The sequence below is a fragment of the Mycobacterium sp. genome, assembly GCF_035314905.1.
In the GTDB taxonomy this organism is placed as follows: domain Bacteria; phylum Actinomycetota; class Actinomycetes; order Mycobacteriales; family Mycobacteriaceae; genus Mycobacterium.
Genome location: NZ_DATFYW010000010.1, coordinates 1 through 16,937, shown reverse-complemented (window position 1 = coordinate 16,937; position 16,937 = coordinate 1). Strand labels below are relative to the sequence as shown.

Annotated in this window: 16 protein-coding genes and 2 pseudogenes; 8 read left to right on the top strand and 10 right to left on the bottom strand. The window is 68.4% G+C overall.

Annotated elements, in window-relative coordinates:
* Positions 1-280 precede the first annotated feature (280 nt).
* Positions 281-1,681: a recombinase family protein gene (locus tag VKG81_RS00780; RefSeq protein ID WP_324388919.1), complete on the bottom strand. Its 1,401-nt coding sequence runs from the start codon at positions 1,679-1,681 to the stop codon at positions 281-283.
* 55 nt (positions 1,682-1,736) lie between these two features.
* Here VKG81_RS00780 and VKG81_RS00775 point away from each other — a divergent pair.
* Positions 1,737-2,216: pseudogene (locus tag VKG81_RS00775) on the top strand (alpha-ketoglutarate-dependent dioxygenase AlkB); the annotation flags it as partial.
* 8 nt (positions 2,217-2,224) lie between these two features.
* On the opposite strand, the gene VKG81_RS00770 reads toward VKG81_RS00775, so the two are convergent.
* Entirely contained in the window at positions 2,225-2,884 is a 660-nt protein-coding gene (locus VKG81_RS00770) for a DUF5642 family protein (protein ID WP_324388918.1), read from the bottom strand.
* 13 nt (positions 2,885-2,897) lie between these two features.
* Entirely contained in the window at positions 2,898-3,545 is a 648-nt protein-coding gene (locus VKG81_RS00765; protein WP_324388917.1) for a DUF5642 family protein, read from the bottom strand.
* A 158-nt stretch (positions 3,546-3,703) separates the two neighbouring features.
* Here VKG81_RS00765 and VKG81_RS00760 point away from each other — a divergent pair, with 158 nt between their 5' ends.
* On the top strand, positions 3,704-4,015 hold the full coding sequence (locus VKG81_RS00760; RefSeq protein ID WP_324388916.1) for a hypothetical protein: 312 nt from the start codon (positions 3,704-3,706) through the stop codon (positions 4,013-4,015).
* Here the strand turns inward: VKG81_RS00760 and VKG81_RS00755 are convergent.
* Positions 4,012-4,746 carry an alpha/beta hydrolase gene (locus VKG81_RS00755; protein ID WP_324388915.1) on the bottom strand — a complete coding sequence of 245 codons (735 nt, stop codon included), beginning with the start codon at positions 4,744-4,746 and terminating at the stop codon, positions 4,012-4,014. The genes VKG81_RS00760 and VKG81_RS00755 overlap by 4 nt on opposite strands.
* Before the next feature lie 88 nt (positions 4,747-4,834).
* On the opposite strand from VKG81_RS00755, the gene VKG81_RS00750 reads away from it, so the two are divergent.
* The 3 genes from VKG81_RS00750 to VKG81_RS00740 are packed head-to-tail and all read left to right on the top strand — an operon-like array spanning position 4,835 to position 8,610.
* The gene (locus tag VKG81_RS00750) at positions 4,835-5,461 is read left to right on the top strand and encodes a (2Fe-2S)-binding protein (RefSeq protein WP_324388914.1); all 627 of its coding nucleotides are present in this window, start codon (positions 4,835-4,837) and stop codon (positions 5,459-5,461) included.
* A gap of 6 nt (positions 5,462-5,467) precedes the next feature.
* Positions 5,468-6,445 carry a xanthine dehydrogenase family protein subunit M gene (locus VKG81_RS00745; protein WP_324388913.1) on the top strand — a complete coding sequence of 326 codons (978 nt, stop codon included), beginning with the start codon at positions 5,468-5,470 and terminating at the stop codon, positions 6,443-6,445.
* On the top strand, positions 6,442-8,610 hold the full coding sequence (locus VKG81_RS00740; protein WP_324388912.1) for a xanthine dehydrogenase family protein molybdopterin-binding subunit: 2,169 nt from the start codon (positions 6,442-6,444) through the stop codon (positions 8,608-8,610). The genes VKG81_RS00745 and VKG81_RS00740 overlap by 4 nt, the downstream gene beginning before the upstream one ends.
* Positions 8,611-8,619: 9 nt before the next feature.
* Here the strand turns inward: VKG81_RS00740 and VKG81_RS00735 are convergent, their stop codons facing one another.
* The 3 genes from VKG81_RS00735 to VKG81_RS00725 form a co-directional block, all read right to left on the bottom strand.
* Positions 8,620-9,474 (bottom strand): type 1 glutamine amidotransferase domain-containing protein, encoded by an 855-nt coding sequence (locus VKG81_RS00735; protein WP_324388911.1) that lies wholly within the window; start codon positions 9,472-9,474, stop codon positions 8,620-8,622.
* 44 nt (positions 9,475-9,518) lie between these two features.
* Entirely contained in the window at positions 9,519-10,841 is a 1,323-nt protein-coding gene (locus VKG81_RS00730; protein ID WP_324388920.1) for a hypothetical protein, read from the bottom strand.
* A gap of 179 nt (positions 10,842-11,020) precedes the next feature.
* Positions 11,021-11,509 carry a TspO/MBR family protein gene (locus tag VKG81_RS00725; RefSeq protein ID WP_324388910.1) on the bottom strand — a complete coding sequence of 163 codons (489 nt, stop codon included), beginning with the start codon at positions 11,507-11,509 and terminating at the stop codon, positions 11,021-11,023.
* A 155-nt stretch (positions 11,510-11,664) separates the two neighbouring features.
* On the opposite strand from VKG81_RS00725, the gene VKG81_RS00720 reads away from it, so the two are divergent.
* On the top strand, positions 11,665-12,360 hold the full coding sequence (locus tag VKG81_RS00720; protein WP_324388909.1) for an LpqN/LpqT family lipoprotein: 696 nt from the start codon (positions 11,665-11,667) through the stop codon (positions 12,358-12,360).
* A 28-nt stretch (positions 12,361-12,388) separates the two neighbouring features.
* The gene (locus VKG81_RS00715; protein WP_324388908.1) at positions 12,389-13,681 is read left to right on the top strand and encodes an alpha/beta hydrolase; all 1,293 of its coding nucleotides are present in this window, start codon (positions 12,389-12,391) and stop codon (positions 13,679-13,681) included.
* Here VKG81_RS00715 and VKG81_RS00710 read toward each other — a convergent pair.
* Complete coding sequence (locus VKG81_RS00710; protein ID WP_324388907.1) at positions 13,657-14,655, bottom strand: GNAT family N-acetyltransferase; 999 nt, start codon at positions 14,653-14,655, stop codon at positions 13,657-13,659. The genes VKG81_RS00715 and VKG81_RS00710 overlap by 25 nt on opposite strands.
* Before the next feature lie 45 nt (positions 14,656-14,700).
* The gene (locus tag VKG81_RS00705; protein ID WP_324388906.1) at positions 14,701-15,657 is read right to left on the bottom strand and encodes a cytochrome c oxidase assembly protein; all 957 of its coding nucleotides are present in this window, start codon (positions 15,655-15,657) and stop codon (positions 14,701-14,703) included.
* Positions 15,658-15,862: 205 nt separating this feature from the next.
* On the opposite strand from VKG81_RS00705, the gene VKG81_RS00700 reads away from it, so the two are divergent.
* A complete protein-coding gene (locus VKG81_RS00700) occupies positions 15,863-16,324 on the top strand; it encodes an Hsp20/alpha crystallin family protein (RefSeq protein WP_324388905.1) in 462 nt (153 codons plus the stop codon).
* Between the two features lie 53 nt (positions 16,325-16,377).
* On the opposite strand, the pseudogene VKG81_RS00695 reads toward VKG81_RS00700, so the two are convergent.
* Positions 16,378-16,937, bottom strand: a pseudogene (locus tag VKG81_RS00695) (hypothetical protein); the annotation flags it as partial.

The following is a 16,937-nucleotide window of genomic DNA, read 5'->3' as shown; positions in this document are numbered from 1 at the left end:
CATATCCAGGCCCTGACCGCCGAGCTACTCACGATCACCACCAGCAAGGCGGGACCGGCCAAGAAAGCCCCCGCCACGCGGGCATCCTCAGATGAGGCAACGAATCAAACCTCGCGGGCATCTTGACACGAGGCAACAGGCCCCGATCTACCGGCTCAGCTGCCATCCTTGCTGCCATCCGTACCGTGAAACACACCGAGCAGGATCTATCCCAAAGCACATCCCGCTGGCATATCCACGGGCACACGGAAATTCGGCCACGCCCACCGCGTCGCTCCCCCTACTTCCAGGCGATGTCCACGTATGCCGGATCGAAGCACTTCCGACCACAAGGGCTGGGCAGGATCGTAACCACCGCAAGCTCGTCTATCACCTGACTGCGGATCGACGCCGACATCTGCTCCCACTGCGCGCGCAGGTCCTCGCCGCTGGCCACCATCGCAGCGGCAGGTGATGTCCGCTTGGCCTCAGCGAGCCTGCCGTCGATGACTCCGATCTTGGCCTTGAGGTCAGCGGCACCATCCTCGTAGTCCTGGCCGTCGATGATCTCGCGCTTGAACATCGACAACAGCTTGTCCTTGCGGGCCTGCAACGCGGCCCGACGGTCCTGTAGCGCAGGGATGTCCACAGTGGGCGGCTTGATGATCAGCTCAGCGTTCGACAGGCGTTCGAGGATGACGTTGGCAACGTGGTCGTCCAGCGCGTCGGCCTGGCGCCCGAGGTGACCAGCGGCCTTGCAGACGTAGGTGCGGCGTACGGACCGACTCTTCTTGTCCTTCTGGTAGTGGGTCTTCATGGTGCCTCCGCACCGGCCACACCGATATGTACCAACTCCCATGTACGTCCGCTCCCACGTGGTGCACACCACCCGCTCGGGGTCCGACAGGATGGCGGCCACGCCTTCGTAGGTGTCCTTGTCCACCACTGCTGTCCACTTGCCGTTCTCATTCACGACCCTGCCCTGGTGGACGCGCAGCGCCGCATACCTCGGGTTCAGCAGGGTCCGCCGCAGGTTGCGTGTGCTCCACCGCTTCCCTCGCGGGGTGGCCATCCCGTACTTGTTGAACAACGCGACGATGGACCACAGACTCTTGTTGTCCAGGACGTTGCGGTACGCGGCGCCCAGGAGCGTGGCCTCCGGCTGCCGGAGAGTGCCGTCCAGCTCGTAGCCGAACGGCCGGCTCTGCACCTGCCACTTTCCATCTCTGGCCGCCTGGGCGTTGGCCAGCTTCTGTCGGTTGCCCTTGCGTTCGCCCTCAAACTTGGCGACGTTGCCCATGATGCGCGCGTGCAGCCTCCCGGCGTCGGTGGCCAGATCAACCTCACCGGTGGCAGTGGCGAGCTTGAGCTGGCGCTCGTCGGCCAGGTCAATGAGGTCTTCCAACTCCCTGGGCTGCCGGTACAGCCGGTCAAGCTGGTAGGTCGCGATGCCACCGAGGCGACCCGCCTCAATGTTGGCGATCATCCGCCGGTAGTCCTTACGGACGACGCTGCGGCTGCTCGCACTGGTGTTGTTGTCGCAGTACACCTCGGGGTTCTCCCACATGTGCTTCTCCGCTGCGGGCTTGGCCGCTGCTGCTCGCTCCTTGCATAGCGCCAGGCAGGCGTCCAGCTGGCGGCTGATGGCTAGCCTGTTGTCCTTGTCGTCACGGCTTTGCCGCAGGTAGATGGCTATTTGCATCCTAACAGTGTACCAGTAGTGCCACCGCGCTGACCGACGGCGACGCGCTGTTGGGGAACTGACCGAGACCACGCCGTGGCGCGCCGAACGCCGCCCGATGTACGACCGCGTTGTCGACGTCCCCAGGCTGCTCAGCTTCCACGACCTGAGCACCGAACCTGCCCCGCATCCGCGGATTGCCGAATTGCGCGACCGGCTCAACGACATCTACGCCGACGAACTCGGCGAGCCGTTCACCACCGCAGGCCTGTGCCTGTACCGCGACGGCAACGACAGCGTCGCCTGGCACGGCGACAAGATCGGCCGCGGCCGCAAGGAAGACACCATGGTGGCCATCGTCAGCCTCGGCGCCGCCCGGGTGTTCGCGACGCGACCGCGAGGCGGGGGCCCGTCGCTGCGTCTTGCCCAGGCCCACGGCGATCTGCTGGTGATGGGCGGCTCGTGTCAACGGACCTGGGAACACGCGGTCCCCAAGACCACCAAGCCCTGCGGGCCGCGCATCAGCATCCAGTTCCGCCCGGTCAACGTGCGCTGAAGGGTGCCTCAACGGCGAACGGCCGCAACGGCGTCGGTGAACAGCTTCTGGGCGCGCTCCACGTCCACCGGCCCCACCGGCTGATTCGGCACGACGAGCGGGTTGGCGGTGGCGAGGACGAGGTAGTTGCCCAGATACGCCACGTAGCTGTAAATCTCGCCGGTGCGCGACGTCCCGTTGATCGTGGCCTCCAGAACGCGATGACGACCCAGCGTCTGGGCGCCGTCGACGTGCGGGGAATCGACCACATCCACCGAACCGTGGACGGCACCGCCGGTGAACGTGACGTGCCTGCATTTGTCGGTGATCGTGGAGTCGAACGGCACACGCTCCGACGTCTCGAGCGCGATCGCGATGAACCGGTTGCCGTCACCCTCGGCTGCCACGGCGGCCATGTTGCCCTTCAGGCCGGGCGGCAGCGTCTGCCCAGATGCGTACTTCGCGCAGTCGGCCGGATCGAAAGTCACGCCGGGGGGCAGGCTTTGGGGCGCCAGCAGCTTCGGATCGATACCCGTCGGGCCGGCGGTGACGACTTTGAAGTCCGGCCCGAAGGACGACTTCACCGACTTAACGTTGCCGATGTCGATCTTGCGGGTGGCTGGGCCGGAGCCGCAGCCGCCGATCAGGGCGGCACACAGGCCGGCGAGAATCAATTTCGCGAACGACACCCGCGCAATCTACCTAACCCCCGGGCGACGGGTCCCGCAACGTCGCGGCGGTCCGGACGAGAAAGGTCGAAGCGAAATCCGGCGGCAGTTGCGGCTGGGGCGAGCCGGGGTCGGTCACGACGGTGACGAACACGAGGCAGTCGCCGAGATAGGCGGTAGCGGTCTGCGCCTGTACCTCGGTTTGGGTGCCGCCCTCCACCACGGTCCGAAGGGCGGTATGCATCGCCATCGTGGCGGCACCCTCGATCGGCGGAGCGGGCGTCAACGCGACCGTTGCCGTCGTGCGAGCCGCCGCCATCGACCACCGGGCGCGGTCGTCGACGACCGCGGCATCGAGAACCACGGGAGGGGCGGGGGCACCAGCCACCACGACGTAGACGATGCCGCCCGCGCCCGATCCGGAGAGGCCTTGCGGCGAGGCGCCCCGCCCACCGAGCGGATCGGCCAACGACGCGCATTGGGCGGGGTCGGCAGAGGAGTCCGCGCCGAGGCCCCAGAACCCGTCGGTGACGACGACCCGTCGGCGTCGGCGACCTCGTAGCCGCGCGGGAAGGCCGCCCGCAGCCGCCGGATGTTGGCGGGGCTGACCGGGGAAGCGGCGCCGGCGGGTTTGGGCGTGGGTGCGGCGGATGCATGTGGGCCGGGCGGCGAACCCGTGCAAGCGGTGACGCACAGCGCGGCCAACGCGCTGAACCACAGCAGGCGCACGCCCGTTGATACCACAGGCGGCGCCGAGAACTCCCGTGGAACGCCAGCGTGGCAAAAAGCGATGTATCCGGGTAGAAGTGGGCGTTTAATCGGGAGGTGGGAGGCGAGGTCATGCGCACGGCACTCATCCTCGCCGCGGCGGCGCTGGCGACCTGCGGAGCGGTTGGCGCACCCGCCGGGTTCGCGGCGGCTGACCAGTCCGCGCAGCAGGTCATCGCGAACTGGGAGGCCCAGGGCTACCAGGTCAACATCGACCGGGTCGGTACCGGCCCGATCGAGAACTGCGTCGTGACAAGTGTCCGCAACCCCAACACGATCACCCGCACGGTTCGCACCGGGGGAAAGAACGAGAACACCCCCTCGACGCTGGTTCCGATCATCGTCAGCCGGACCGTTCAGATATCGCTGTACTGCGCGTCCTAACGCGGTCCGCTGAGCGAGGCGCACCGCCGCAGCGCGTCGGCGACCCGCTCGGGTGTTTCCCAGGTCGGGGTGAGCCCAGCCTCGGCGATGGCGACCACGTCGGCCCCGGTCGACGAGTACCCCTCGAATGCGGCGGGATCGATGCGCTGCTCTTTCTCGCCGAAGACGATCGTCGTCGGCGCGGCTATCCCGTCCACCCGGTCATACAACGACTTCTCGGCGATGAACCCGTCGATCGAGTTCATCGCGCCGGCGAACGTCCGCCAGCGCAGCAGGCGAAAGTCGTCGACGAAGAACTGCGGGAAGTCGAAACCCGGCGCGAACGCGGTGCGCAGCCCGTTGCGAACGGTGCGCCGCGACATCGTGCGCCACAGCAACGGGCCGAGCACCGGCCGCCTGAGGACACATTCACGGCCCTTGGCCGCGACCCGGCTGGCGGCGACCGGCGGGGAGTCGACAACGACCAGATGCGTGACCAGGTCGGGGCGGCGCCCCGCGATCGCGGTCGCGACCACGCCGCCGAGGGAATGCCCGAGGACCAAGCACGGGCCCGGAATTTCGGGAGTCATCGCCGCGGCCATCCCCGCAATCGTCGCCATGAACGGCTGCGTTGCCTTGGCCCCGTGTCCGGGCAGATCCAACGCGGTCACGTCGAAGTCGTCCAGCAGGGGCAGCAGTCGGTCAAAAGCGCGTTTCGAATTCGTCAAGCCGTGGAGAAGCACCACCCGCATGCCACGAACGTAACCCCTCACGTGCGCAGACGCGGCGAACCCAGCCGGCTCGATAGAGTGAATTGTGTCGGCGCGAAGGGGAAACGCGATGAATGAAGCCGACCGCGGAGGCGGGGCTGCGGAATCTTTTCCGCGACTGCGGGTAAACCGCAGGGCGTTCGTAGGGGGATCGCTGGCAGTCGGCGGCGCGGTCGCCGCACCCGGGTTGCTGACCTCCTGTGAAAGAGCTGGAAGTGACGCGGGCGCCGAGGAATCGGCCGTCGTCCACCTGCGGATCAACGGCCAGGCCCGCCAGATCGCCGTCGACAACCGCACCTCGCTCCTGGACCTGCTGCGAGAACGCGCCGGGCTGACGGGCAGCAAGAAGGGCTGCGACCAGGGCGCCTGCGGCGCATGCACGATCCTGCTCAACGGAACACGGGTGGTCTCGTGCCTGACGCTGGCGGTGATGCACGACGGCGCCGACATCGTCACCATCGAAGGCCTCGCCGAGGACGGTCGGCTTCACCCACTCCAGCAGGCGTTCGTCGACGAGGACGCCTTCCAGTGCGGCTACTGCACGGCCGGGCAGATCGTCTCGGGCGTCGGCTGCATCAGGGAGGGACACGCCCGCTCGGCAGCGGAGATCCGAGAATGGATGAGCGGCAACATCTGTCGGTGCGGCGCCTACACCAACATCGCCGCGGCCATCGCCAAGACGGCCAACGAGGCCTGACCGGCGATGATTCCGTTCAGATTCACCAAGGCCACCGACGAGCGCTCGGCGTTCGCGGCGGCACGGCCGGGTGCGGTGTTCGTCGCGGGCGGCACGACCCTGGTCGATCTGATGCGAGAGACCGTCATGCGGCCCACGGCGCTCGTCGACATCAACGCGCTGCCGTATCGCTTCATCGAACTGCGGTCATCGACTCTGCGGCTCGGCTCACTGGCACGAATGTCAGACGTGGCCGCACACCCCGACGTGCGGCGCGAATTTCCGGTCATCGCACAGGCATTGGAGCTGAGCGCGTCGGCGCAGGTGCGCAACATGGCATCGATCGGCGGCAACCTGCTGCAACGGCCGCGGTGCCTGTACTTCCGCGACGTGTCCGCGGGCTGCAACCGCAGGGCTCCCGGCTCGGGATGCTCGGCCATCGGAGGCCTCAACCGGGGACACGCGATCCTGGGTGCCAGTCAGCAGTGCGTGGCGACGCACCCCTCCGACCTCGCGGTCGCACTGACCGCGCTGGACGCCGTCGTCGTCGCACGAACCAGTCACGGGGAGCGCAGGATTCCCATCGGTCAGCTCTTCCGCCGGCCCGGAAACACACCAGAACAGGAACACAACCTCGGCGGCGGCGAGCTGATCGTCGCGGTCGAGATCGCGACGGGACCGGAGATGCGCCGGTCGGGCTATCTGAAGGTGCGCGATCGGGCTTCGTTCGAGTTTGCGCTGGCCTCGGCGGCGGTGGCGCTGGATATCCGCGGGGGCACGATCCGCACCGCGCGCGTCGCGGTCGGCGGAGTGGCCACCGTGCCGTGGCGGCTCCCGGCCGTCGAGCAGGCGCTGCAGGGCCGCGCGCCCGATGACGCACTCTGGAAGGCCGCGTCGGACCTGGCCGCAGACGGCGCACACCCACTGTCGGACAACGCGTTCAAGGTCGAGCTCGTCAAACGCACCGTGGAACGGCAACTCGCGACCGTGGCGGCCCTGCCGTGACGTATCCACTTCGTGATCCCGCACCGCTCGTCGGAGCGCCGGTCGTCAGGGTCGACGGCCGGCGCAAGGTGACCGGAGCCGCCCGGTACGCCGCCGACAATCCCGTCCCGAACCTCGCCTACGCGGCCCTGGTGTGCAGCACCATCCCGCTCGGCAGTGTGGCGCGCATCGATTCCACCGCGGCGCTCAAACACCCGGGTGTGCTGCGCGTGCTGACCGATTTCACCGGCGTCACACTGCCGTTCAACCCGCGGCAGGTGGCGTTTTTCGGGCAGCCCGTCGCGGTGGTGGTGGCCGACACGCCGGAGGCCGCGACGCACGGGGCCACCCTGGCAACCGTGCGGTATTCCGGGCACCCGGCGCTGACGGACATCGACGCACCGCAGGCCGCGGCGCGGCCCGGGCAGGGCACCCGTGACTACTCCCGCGGTGACCCCGACGTCGCACTGGGCACATCGACAGTCGTGACAGACCGGAACTACACGATCGCCCGCAACAACCACAATCCCATGGAGTTGCCCGCCACGATCGCCAGCTGGACGGGCGATCAGCTGACGGTCTGGGACAAGGTGCAGGGCGTCAACTCCGCGCAGCAATCGCTGGCGGCGGCCTTCAACGTGCCAGTCGAAACCGTCCGGGTCATCTCGCCTTTCGTCGGCGGGGCGTTCGGCAGCGCCGGTCGCACCTGGCCGCATCAAATGCTCGCCGCGTTCGCCGCCAGGGTGATGGGGCGCCCGGTGAAGCTGGTGCTGACGCGCAAGCAGATGTACAGCGGGATCGGCTACCGCCCGACGAGCCGCCAGCGCCTCGCCATCGGCGCGGATCGCTCCGGCCGCATCACGGCGATGGTCCACGAGGGCCGCACCGAGACCGCGCGGTATCAGCTCTACGAGGACAACCTCACGACGCTGCCCAAGTTCATGTACACCTGCCCCAACATGCGCTCGACCTACCGGGTCGTACCGCTTGACGTCAACCTGCCGACCTTCATGCGCGGTCCGGGCGCCACGACGGGCGCATTCGCGCTGGAGTCGGCGATGGATGACATGGCCCATCTGCTCGGGCTGGATCCGATCGAGTTGCGCCTGCGCAACGAGCCCGATCACGACCAAACCACCGGCAGCCCGTTCTCCACCCGGCGGCTCACCGACTGCCTGCGCCAAGGTGCCGCCAGCTTCGGCTGGTCACAACGCAACCCGAGTCCCCGCTCGGTGCGCGACGGCCATGACCTGATCGGCATCGGCGTGGCCGCGGCGGGCTACCACACCGTTCGCAGCGCGTCCGACGCGCTGGCCCGCGTCAACGCCGACGGCACGGCGGACGTGCAAAGCGCCACCAGCGACATGGGGCCGGGCACCTACACATCCATGGCCCAGGTTGCCGCGGACGCGCTCGGGCTGACCCTCGCCCGGGTCAGGTTCACCCTGGGCGACAGCCGGCTGCCGAAGGCCCCCGCGCAGTCGGGCTCGCGGACCATGGCAAGTGTCGGCTCGGCGGTGTTCACGGCTGCGACCATGTTGCGGGACAGGTTCATCCGCACCGCGGTGGTCGATCCCGGCTCGCCGCTCAACGGCCTGCCGCCGCAGGCGGTTTCGGTGTCCGACGGCCGAATGTTCGCCACCGCCGACCCGTCCCGCGGGGAGCGTTACGACGCGCTGCTGGCTCGCCGCGGCTGGCCGCACCTCGACACGCAGCAGACATGGTCGCCCGGCGACGCCGACTCGCGGTTCTCGATGAACGCCTATGGCGCGGTGTTCGCCGAGGTGGCCGTCGATGAAACGCTCGGCACGGTTCGCGTTCGGCGCATGCTGGGATGCTACGACGCCGGGCGGGTGATCAACCCGAGGCTGGCCGGAAGCCAGGCGATCGGCGGGATGGTCGGCGGCATCGGCATGGCCCTGCTGGAGGGCACGCACACCGATCACCGGGACGGGCGAATCGTCAACGCGAACATGTCGGACTACCTGGTGCCCGTCAACGCCGACATTCCGGCGCTGGACGCGCAGTTCCTCGCCGGCGAGGACACGATCGCGGACCCCATCGGCGCGAAGGGCCTCGGTGAGGTCGTCATCGTCGCGGTGCCGGCGGCGATCGGGAATGCGGTGTTCAATGCGACCGGAACGCGCGTCACCGACCTACCGATCACCCTCGACAAGCTGCTGTAGGTCCGGGCTTCAGGCCAGCTTCTGCGCCAGCGCCGCGGCGAAGGTGTGGGCGTCGCCCGGCCAGCGCGCCGACACGTAGCCCCCGTCATCGACGACGAATGCGGGGCGAGAATCGGTTGCGGTGTCGCGCACCAGGCCCGATGTCTTCATCCGCCAATGCGGCGAGCCGGCCACCACATCGCAGAAGTCGGCCGGATCGGCAAGCGCGCGGGTCACTTCGGCCTGCACCGACAGGTAGCCGTCCGGCTGCCCGGGCGCCTCGGTGTAGGTGCGGTAGTAGTCGGGGTCCCAGAACCGGGTGATCCGGGTGAGCCGCCATGCCCGCCGTTCGAACGACCACGTCAGCGCGGTGGTCTTCCTGCCGTACAGCACGGAGCGGCCGGTCGCCGGGTCGACACTGCGGGCGGCCAGCAGCACGCCGTGACAGATCGCGGCCACCGGCAGCCCGCGGGCGAACGCCGCCACGACGAGCCGGTGCAGGACCTCGCTGTCGAGGTAGCCACGCATGCCGCGGGCCCGGTGCCCGCCGGGCAACAGCAGCGCGTCGACGTGTTCGGTGCCGGCCCGATTCCAGGTCAGCGGTTGACGGTATTCGGGTGACCGCCGCATCGCGGCATAGGCGCGGCGCGCATCCTTGTCGGCCCGCAGCGCCCGTCCGACAACGGCGAGGCGGTCGATCAGCGGGATCTCCGACCAGAGATCCAGTCCGCGTCCGGTCAGCATGATGTCGTCGGCGTCTGCCGCAGAACCGCTTTCGGTGGCGAACACCACGCGGTGACCACGGTCGGTGAGCACCTGCCAGCTGACCGCGACCTCAGTGGGATCGAAGTCGCGGTCGGGTATCGGGATCAACACGGTACTCATCGGGGCGCCACGGTTCAGATGCTCCGCCGCCAGCCGCGATCGCGCTACCAATTGGTCAGGATGAGGTGATTGAGTGCGATGGCGCCGACGATGTTGACCGCCAGCCACCAGCGGTGCGACGAGGAGGGCAGCAATGCGGGCGCGGCGGTGAGCCAGACACTGAACGGCAACCAGATCCGCTCGACCTCTGCCTTACTGAGCATGCTGAGGTCGGCGCACACCATCGCGATCAACGCGGCGAGCACCAGCAGGACAAGCCCGCAGCGTCGGCGGATCGCCGCGACATCGAATGCCTGACTGACCCCGGCGACGCTGCCCAGCCCGATCGCGCACGTCACCGACGCGAAATTTGCCCAAGCCCAATACCGGAAGGGCCGGTCATGCGCGATGCCCTGCCAATAGCGTTGCTGCACAAGGGTATAGCCGTCAAACCACCAAAAACCCGCCCAGGCGAACACCGCGGCGACGGCGAGCGCCGCCGGCACGGCGAATGCCAGCGTGGTCAGCGCCGCGCATCGCTGCCGCGCGGCGAGAAAAACCGCCACGGCAGGCAACGCCATCAACACCAGGCCGTAATTCAGGAAGACCGCCCAGCCCAGCAGCAGACCCGCGGACAGCGCGGCAAGTCCCGGAAATCGTGTCGTGCGGGTGGCTGACAGGGCCAGCAGCGCGATCGCCCACGCGGCGACACCGGTGAAGTAGCCGTCGGCGGAGACGGCGATCCAGATGACCGTGGGCGCAAGCGATACAAAGGGCGCCGAATGCCGCGCGGTCGCCTCGTTGACGAGTGAGCGCACCGTGACGATCACCGCAGCCGCGGCACTCGAGCCGGTCAACACGCAAAACGCGCCGGCCCACGCGCCGCCCCGCAGACCGATCCGGTCCAGCCAGACGAAGGTCAGCAGCGCCCCCGGTGGATGGCCGGCCACCTGGGTGATCCACGAGTCCGGCTGGAAGTCCAAGATCCGACCGGAGAAGGTCCGCACCGCCTCGGGGATGTTCGTGATCGACGGCACCTGTCGCAGGTATTCGTATCGATCCATCAGCCGCCCGGCGAAGCCACGCTGCCACCCGTCGACCATCGCCAGCGAGAACGCCCAACAGCACGAGGTCAACCAGGTGACGAACGTCAGTGCGCGCCAAGGCAACCGCGCTGCAAGGGTGGGTCCCCAGCAGACGCCGGCCGCACCGATGAGCACCGCGGCGATGGTGCCCCAGCCCACGTGCGGCAGCCACCACCCGAGGATCGGCGCGGTGCCGAAGAACGGGGGCACCCGCAGCGGCCTGCCGTGGAACAGCGGCGTGAGCATGCCCAGGTGCAGGTACGGCACCACGAAGGCCGCCACCACCAGCGCCGCGGCGAGCATCACCGCGACCAGCCCGCGGCCGCGCCGGCGTGCCACCGTCACGGCCGACGCGTCGCAGGTCCGGCGGCGCCGAGCGGGGCGGCACCGCAGAACTCAAGCAAGCGTCCAAACCCACCCGGCTCCAGCGGGCCGCCCCTGATCACCGTGGGTAACAAGGTTGGAGGTGGCCGGGGACACGCTCATCGGCCGGTGCGATTGAGACGCCAGATGTGCGTCGACAACACAGCTGCGAAGGCGCACCAGACCGGGTAGAGACCCAACGCCGACGCGGCTCGTCCGTCCGCCGAGGCCGCGCGGCGGGTGAGGTCCGCGCCGCTGACCGCGAGGGCCGCTGCCGCAACAGCCGACGTCGCGAGCAGGTGGCGGTTGAAGAACAGCCAGGACCAGCCGGCGTTCAGCACCAGGTTGACGCCGAGCGCGCCAATGTACGCCCGGGCGTCGTCGTGCCGGCCAGCGTCGTTCAACCGGTCGATCGTCGCCGCAGACGACACGGCGATGTCACCGTACAACAGTGTCCAGGCGATCGGAAACGCTTGCCGCGGTGGCTGATAGCGGGGCTTGCGCAGCCGGAGGTACCAACTGGATTCCGCCGGCCGAGTAGCCAAACCGCCCACCGCCGCGGTCGCCGCGACGGGCAGCAGGGTGGCAACCAACGTCTTCGCTCGCATGAAGTCCGACACTACGGGAACCGTCGGCGGAAGGTGGCCAAGCGCCAACATTCCTGGGAACAAACTGTCAAAGCCCAGTCTGTTGCCGAGCAAAACCCGCTACGATCCGCGACGATTCCCCAGGCGAGGCGGGCCCACCGACAGGAGACCATGCAATGAAGTTGGCGTCAGCAGTCAGCGGTGTGGCGGTCGCCGCGCTGGCACTGAGCTTCGGCCTGGCCGGCTGCGGCTCCGGCGCCAAGAGCAACCAGGCGTCGACGACGACAACGACCACGACCACCACCAAGGCGCAGGCAAAGGTCGCGCCACGCATCGAGAACGCTCCCGGGCCCAACCCGACGATCGCGACCTACATCCAGGACAACGGCATCACCGAGACGCCGGTGCACCGTGGCGATCCCGGCGCGCCGACGATCAACCTGCCGACCGCCGACGGGTGGGTCGACGCCGGCCAGGACACCCCGGACTGGGCGTACAGCGCCATCGTCTTCAACGGTCCCGAGGCGCAGGACTACACGCCGAGCATCGTCGCACTGGTGTCCAAGCTGACCGGCAACGTGGACCAGCAGAAGATCCTCCAACTCGCCCCCGGTGAACTGAACAACCTGCCCGGCTTCAAGCCGATGAGCGACGGCTCGGCCAGCACCCTGGGCAACTTCCCCGCCTACCAACTCGGCGGCACCTGGGTCCAGGACGGCCAGACGAAGTTGGTCGCGCAGAAGACAGTGGTCATTCCCGGCAGCGACGGTGTGTACGTGCTGCAGCTCAACGCCGACGGCCTGGAAGACCAGCTGGACACCGTGGCGGCCGCGACGATGACCATCGACGACCAGACGACGATCACACCGTAGGAATCGCGCAACGCTCTAAGGTGGCCGAATGCGGATAGCTCGGCTGGTACACATCGCACGGCAACTCGCGGCGCTGGCGGCAGCGGCGCTGAGCGCCGTCACGACCCTCAACGGCTACCACTCGCTGGCGCGCAACGGATACCGGTCGTTGGTGTCGTGGGCATTCGGCCTGATCGTCACCGAATTCCCGTTGCAGACCCTGGCGAGCCAGCTCGGCGGCCTCGGGTTGACATCTCGTCGTCTCACACCGCGGGTGCGCGCGATCGCGTGGATGACCGCGGCGACCTCGGCCATCGGGCTGCTGAACCTCAATCGCGTTGCGCACCACGCCGACCGAACGCTCACCGCCGCCCTGGACGAGGGGCTCGGAACGCAGCGCCGCAGGGACTCCGCGGGCCTGTGGCGCGAGCCGGGCAGCGCCACGGCCAAGGCGCCGGGCGCCGTCCGGATGCTGCGGATCTACCGCGACTACGCGCACGACGCCAACATCAGCTACGGCGAATTCGGCGGGGCCAACCGGCTGGACATCTGGCGCCGTCCCGACGTCGACCAGGCCGGGAACGCACCGGTCCTGCTTCAGGTGCCCGGGGGCGCGTGGACGACCGGTAACAAGCGCGGCCAGGCGCACCCCCTGATGAGTCATCTCGCCGAGCTGGGGTGGATCTGCGTCGCGATCAACTACCGGCACAGCCCGCGCAACACCTGGCCCGATCACATCGTCGACGTCAAGCGCGCCATCTCGTGGCTCAAGGCCCACATCGGCGGGTACGGCGGCGACCCCGATTTCATCGCGATCACCGGCGGGTCGGCCGGGGGCCACCTGTCCGCGCTGGCCGCGGTGACGCCGAACGACCCGCACTTCCAACCCGGGTTCGAGAAGGCCGACACACGGGTGCAGGCCGCCGTGCCGTTCTACGGGGTCTACGACTTCACCCGCGTCGACGACGCGATGCACCCGATGATGCTGCCGCTGCTCGAGCGGATGGTGGTCAAACAACCGCAGACGACGGCGCTGTCGTCGTACATCTCGGCCTCGCCGGTCACCCACGTCCGCGCGGATGCACCCCCGTTCTTCGTGCTCCACGGCAGCAACGACTCGCTCGTTCCCGTCGAACAGTCGCGGCTGTTCGTCGACCGGCTGCGCGACGTCAGCACCCAGCCGGTCGTCTACGCCGAACTGCCACTGGCACAACACGCTTTCGACATCTTCGGGTCGGCACGTGCCGCGCACGCCGCGGTGGCCGTCGGACAGTTCCTGGCCGAGGTCTACGCGACGCGGCTGAGTGCCGCGCGGGTTCAGTCGAACGCTTCGATGACCTGACGCGCCACGTCGCCGATCTGCTTGACGACCATGGGCCCGACGGGCAGATCCCCGGGCTTGGGCACCTCGACGACCGTGGTCACGACGCCGGGTTCGTCACGCTCCCAGACCGCGGCGAACCGGTCCAACATCGCGCGGGCCGGCAGGTTGTCGGTCAGCACGCGCGCCTGGAATCGCTTGATGCCGTCGATCCGCGCTGCCACCGCGAGCGCCGCCAGCAGGAGCATCCCGATGCCGCGGCCCTGGTAGGCGTCGCCGACCGTGAACGCGATCTCGGCCACGGTCGGGTCGTCGGGGTCGCGGACGAATCTGCCGTCGGCCACCACCGCCCCGTCGACGCCGTCGGTGACGACCCATACGAAGTGGTCGACATAGTCGACCTCGAACAGGTAACGCAGCAGCGCCTCGGTCGGCGTCCGCACCGAGAGGAACCGGCGATACAACGTTTCCGGGGAAAACTGCACGTGCCCGTGCGCCACGCGCTCGGTGTCCCCCGGCAGCACCGGGCGCAGCATCAGCCCGGTGCCGTCGCCGGCGTGGACCGGGACGGGGGTGATGAACGCCGCCAGGCGCTGTCGAGCCGTGCGCACCAACATCTCCGCGATGTCGGGGATGTCCAGCAGCCGCTCAAACGCTTCCTCATATCCGAGGTAGCAGTAGACCTCGTCGATCGCGATGACCGTCGCGGTCCGCGGGGCGTTTCGCAGCAACGCGATCTCACCCACGATCAGTCCCGCCGACAGGCCGGCGACGGCGGTCAGCCCGTCGGTGCCGGTGTGCCGGACCTCGACCTCGCCGGACGCGATGATCATGAACGACTGCGCCGGCTCCCCCTGCCGCATCATCAGCTCGCCGGGCGGGATACGCACCGGTTCGAGGCTGGCCGCCAGGTCGTCGAGGTGGGCCGGCGGCACGCCGGCGAATACCGGCAGCCCGGCGAGATCGTCGGCGGTGACGGTGCTCAGGTCGGCCATGCACCCCCTTCGCCGCGGCGACGTTTCGCTGAGGACGACAACCCGCTAGCCACGCCGGAACCGCTCCCGCAGTTGCGGGTCGTTCTCCCACCACAACGTGGACTCCGCGCGTCCGGGTTGCGTTTGCTCGGGTTGCGTTTGCTCGAGTTGCGTTTGCTCGAGGCGATCCAGCGCCGCGTCGACCTCGGTTGCGTGAGCCTCCTCGTCGGCGGAGAACGCGCGCATCAACACGATCAGGAACGGAAGCCCCAGCGCGTCGCCGAGGAGCCAGAGAATGCCCGCGCCGATGGACTGATCGACACGCGGACTCGGGCCCCAGTCGCGGTGCAGTGCCTGGTAGTAGTCGGTGGCGATCAACGGGCCGAGCCACAAGACGATGCCCAGCAAGCCGTCGCCGATCGTCTCGGCGATGCTGATGACCAGCGAGATCATCTGTGAGTACCGGTGTGGCACCGGGTCGGTCTGCAGACGGGAATAGAAGTAGCCGAACCCGACGAGGACCAACAGCAGCCGGGTGAGGCCGTCGAGCACGGGACTGCGAAGCGCCGCGACGTACCACGGGGTCAGGTACAGCAGCCACGGCGTCGCCAACATCGCAACCGATGTCGTGAGGGGATGGGCCAGCACGCGGGCCCACCGCGAGCCCAATGCCCGGTCGAGCCGCTGCCGGCCGACCGGGCCCAGCGCCCCGCGCAGCACGCTGACGGGCCGGCTGTTGGCGACGAAGAACGGAACCACCATCAACAACAGCAGAACCTGCAGCGCCCGAACCCAGAACAAGACGTAGGCGTACACGCCGACCATGCTCATCGTCGCCACGACCCAGAGCGCGACGGCAAGCGCGAAGCACCATGCCCGCGATGGACTGACCGCCGCGCCCCGCGCGCCCGCCCGTCGGTACGCCCAGACGTACCCGACGGCGATGACCAGGATCAGAGGCGCCGACGCGGTGTCCCACCGCCATGATTGGAGGACGGTCGTCCACGTCAGCGGGGTCGTCATGGCGCCGGGGCCCCGGTGATCCCTCGCACGGCCGCAGATTATCGGAGAAACCTGGCCGGTGGTTGCCGCGGGGGCCGGAAGCGGCGAAAATCCTGCGGTCAAGCGTTAGCACTCTCGATGTAAGAGTGCTAATATCGGGCATGCACAGTGGTTGGCTGCCCGCCAGGGTGGCGGGCACCGAGCGCGACGTGGGAGGTGAATTGCTGTGCTTCGTTTTGATCCGTTCAGCGACATCGATGCTCTGACCCGGACACTGCTCTCGAGCCAAAGCGGATCCAATCGCAGTCCCCGGTTCATGCCGATGGACCTGTACAAAGTCGACGATCATTACGTCCTCACCGCCGATCTGCCCGGCGTCGACCCCGGTTCGGTCGAGGTCAACGTCGACAACGGCACATTGACGCTGACCGCGCACCGCACGGCCAAGCCGGGAGAAACGGTGCAGTGGCTGGCCAACGAGCGATTCTTCGGCACGTACCGCCGCCAGCTATCGCTGGGCGAGGGCATCGACAGCTCGAAGATCTCGGCGACCTACGAGAACGGCGTGCTGTCGATCACGATTCCGCTTGCCGAGAGGGCCAAGCCGCGCCGCATCGAGGTCACCAGCGCCGGCGACCAGAGGTCGATCGAGCCCACGACCATCGAGTCATCGGCCGAATCCTCCTAGCAGGTCAATGCGGGCCCGCAGCCGGTCGCAACCGCCGGCTGCGGGCTTTCTCGCTATCGGATCGCGATCTTCGGCCTGGGCGGGAGCACGCACCGATAGTCCGAGAGGTTCCACATGTCCACGGTCTGCACCGCCCAGAACGCCGAAAACAGCACAATCAAGGCGCTTTCGAGCGCGATCACTCCCCACTGCTGCCAGCCGGGGCCGTACTCGGCGTGCACGACGATGGCCGCCAACAAGAAGATGAACATCAATCCGGCGATGGCGCTGTAGGCGGCGGTCACCCAGAATCTGCCCGTGCGGCCGCGGTCGGTTCTCTGCCACGCGTATAAAGCGTTGATCGCGACGACGACAATGATGCCCGAGAACATCGCCGCGGCCGCCCAGGTATGTGCGTGTTGCCGGAACTGCCCCGGGTAGGTGACGAAGCAGGCGACGCCGGCCAGAAGCAGGGCCGCGAGCAGCCATGGCAGGAGCCGCTGAAGCCAGTCCCAGAAGGTGGCGAAACCGCCGGCCGAGGGGCCCGGCGTGGTCGACGGACGTCGCCTCGCCGACCTGGCTTTGACCGGCAGGTAGATCAGCAGCGCCAGGGCCGCGGCCGCCAGCAGAGCCC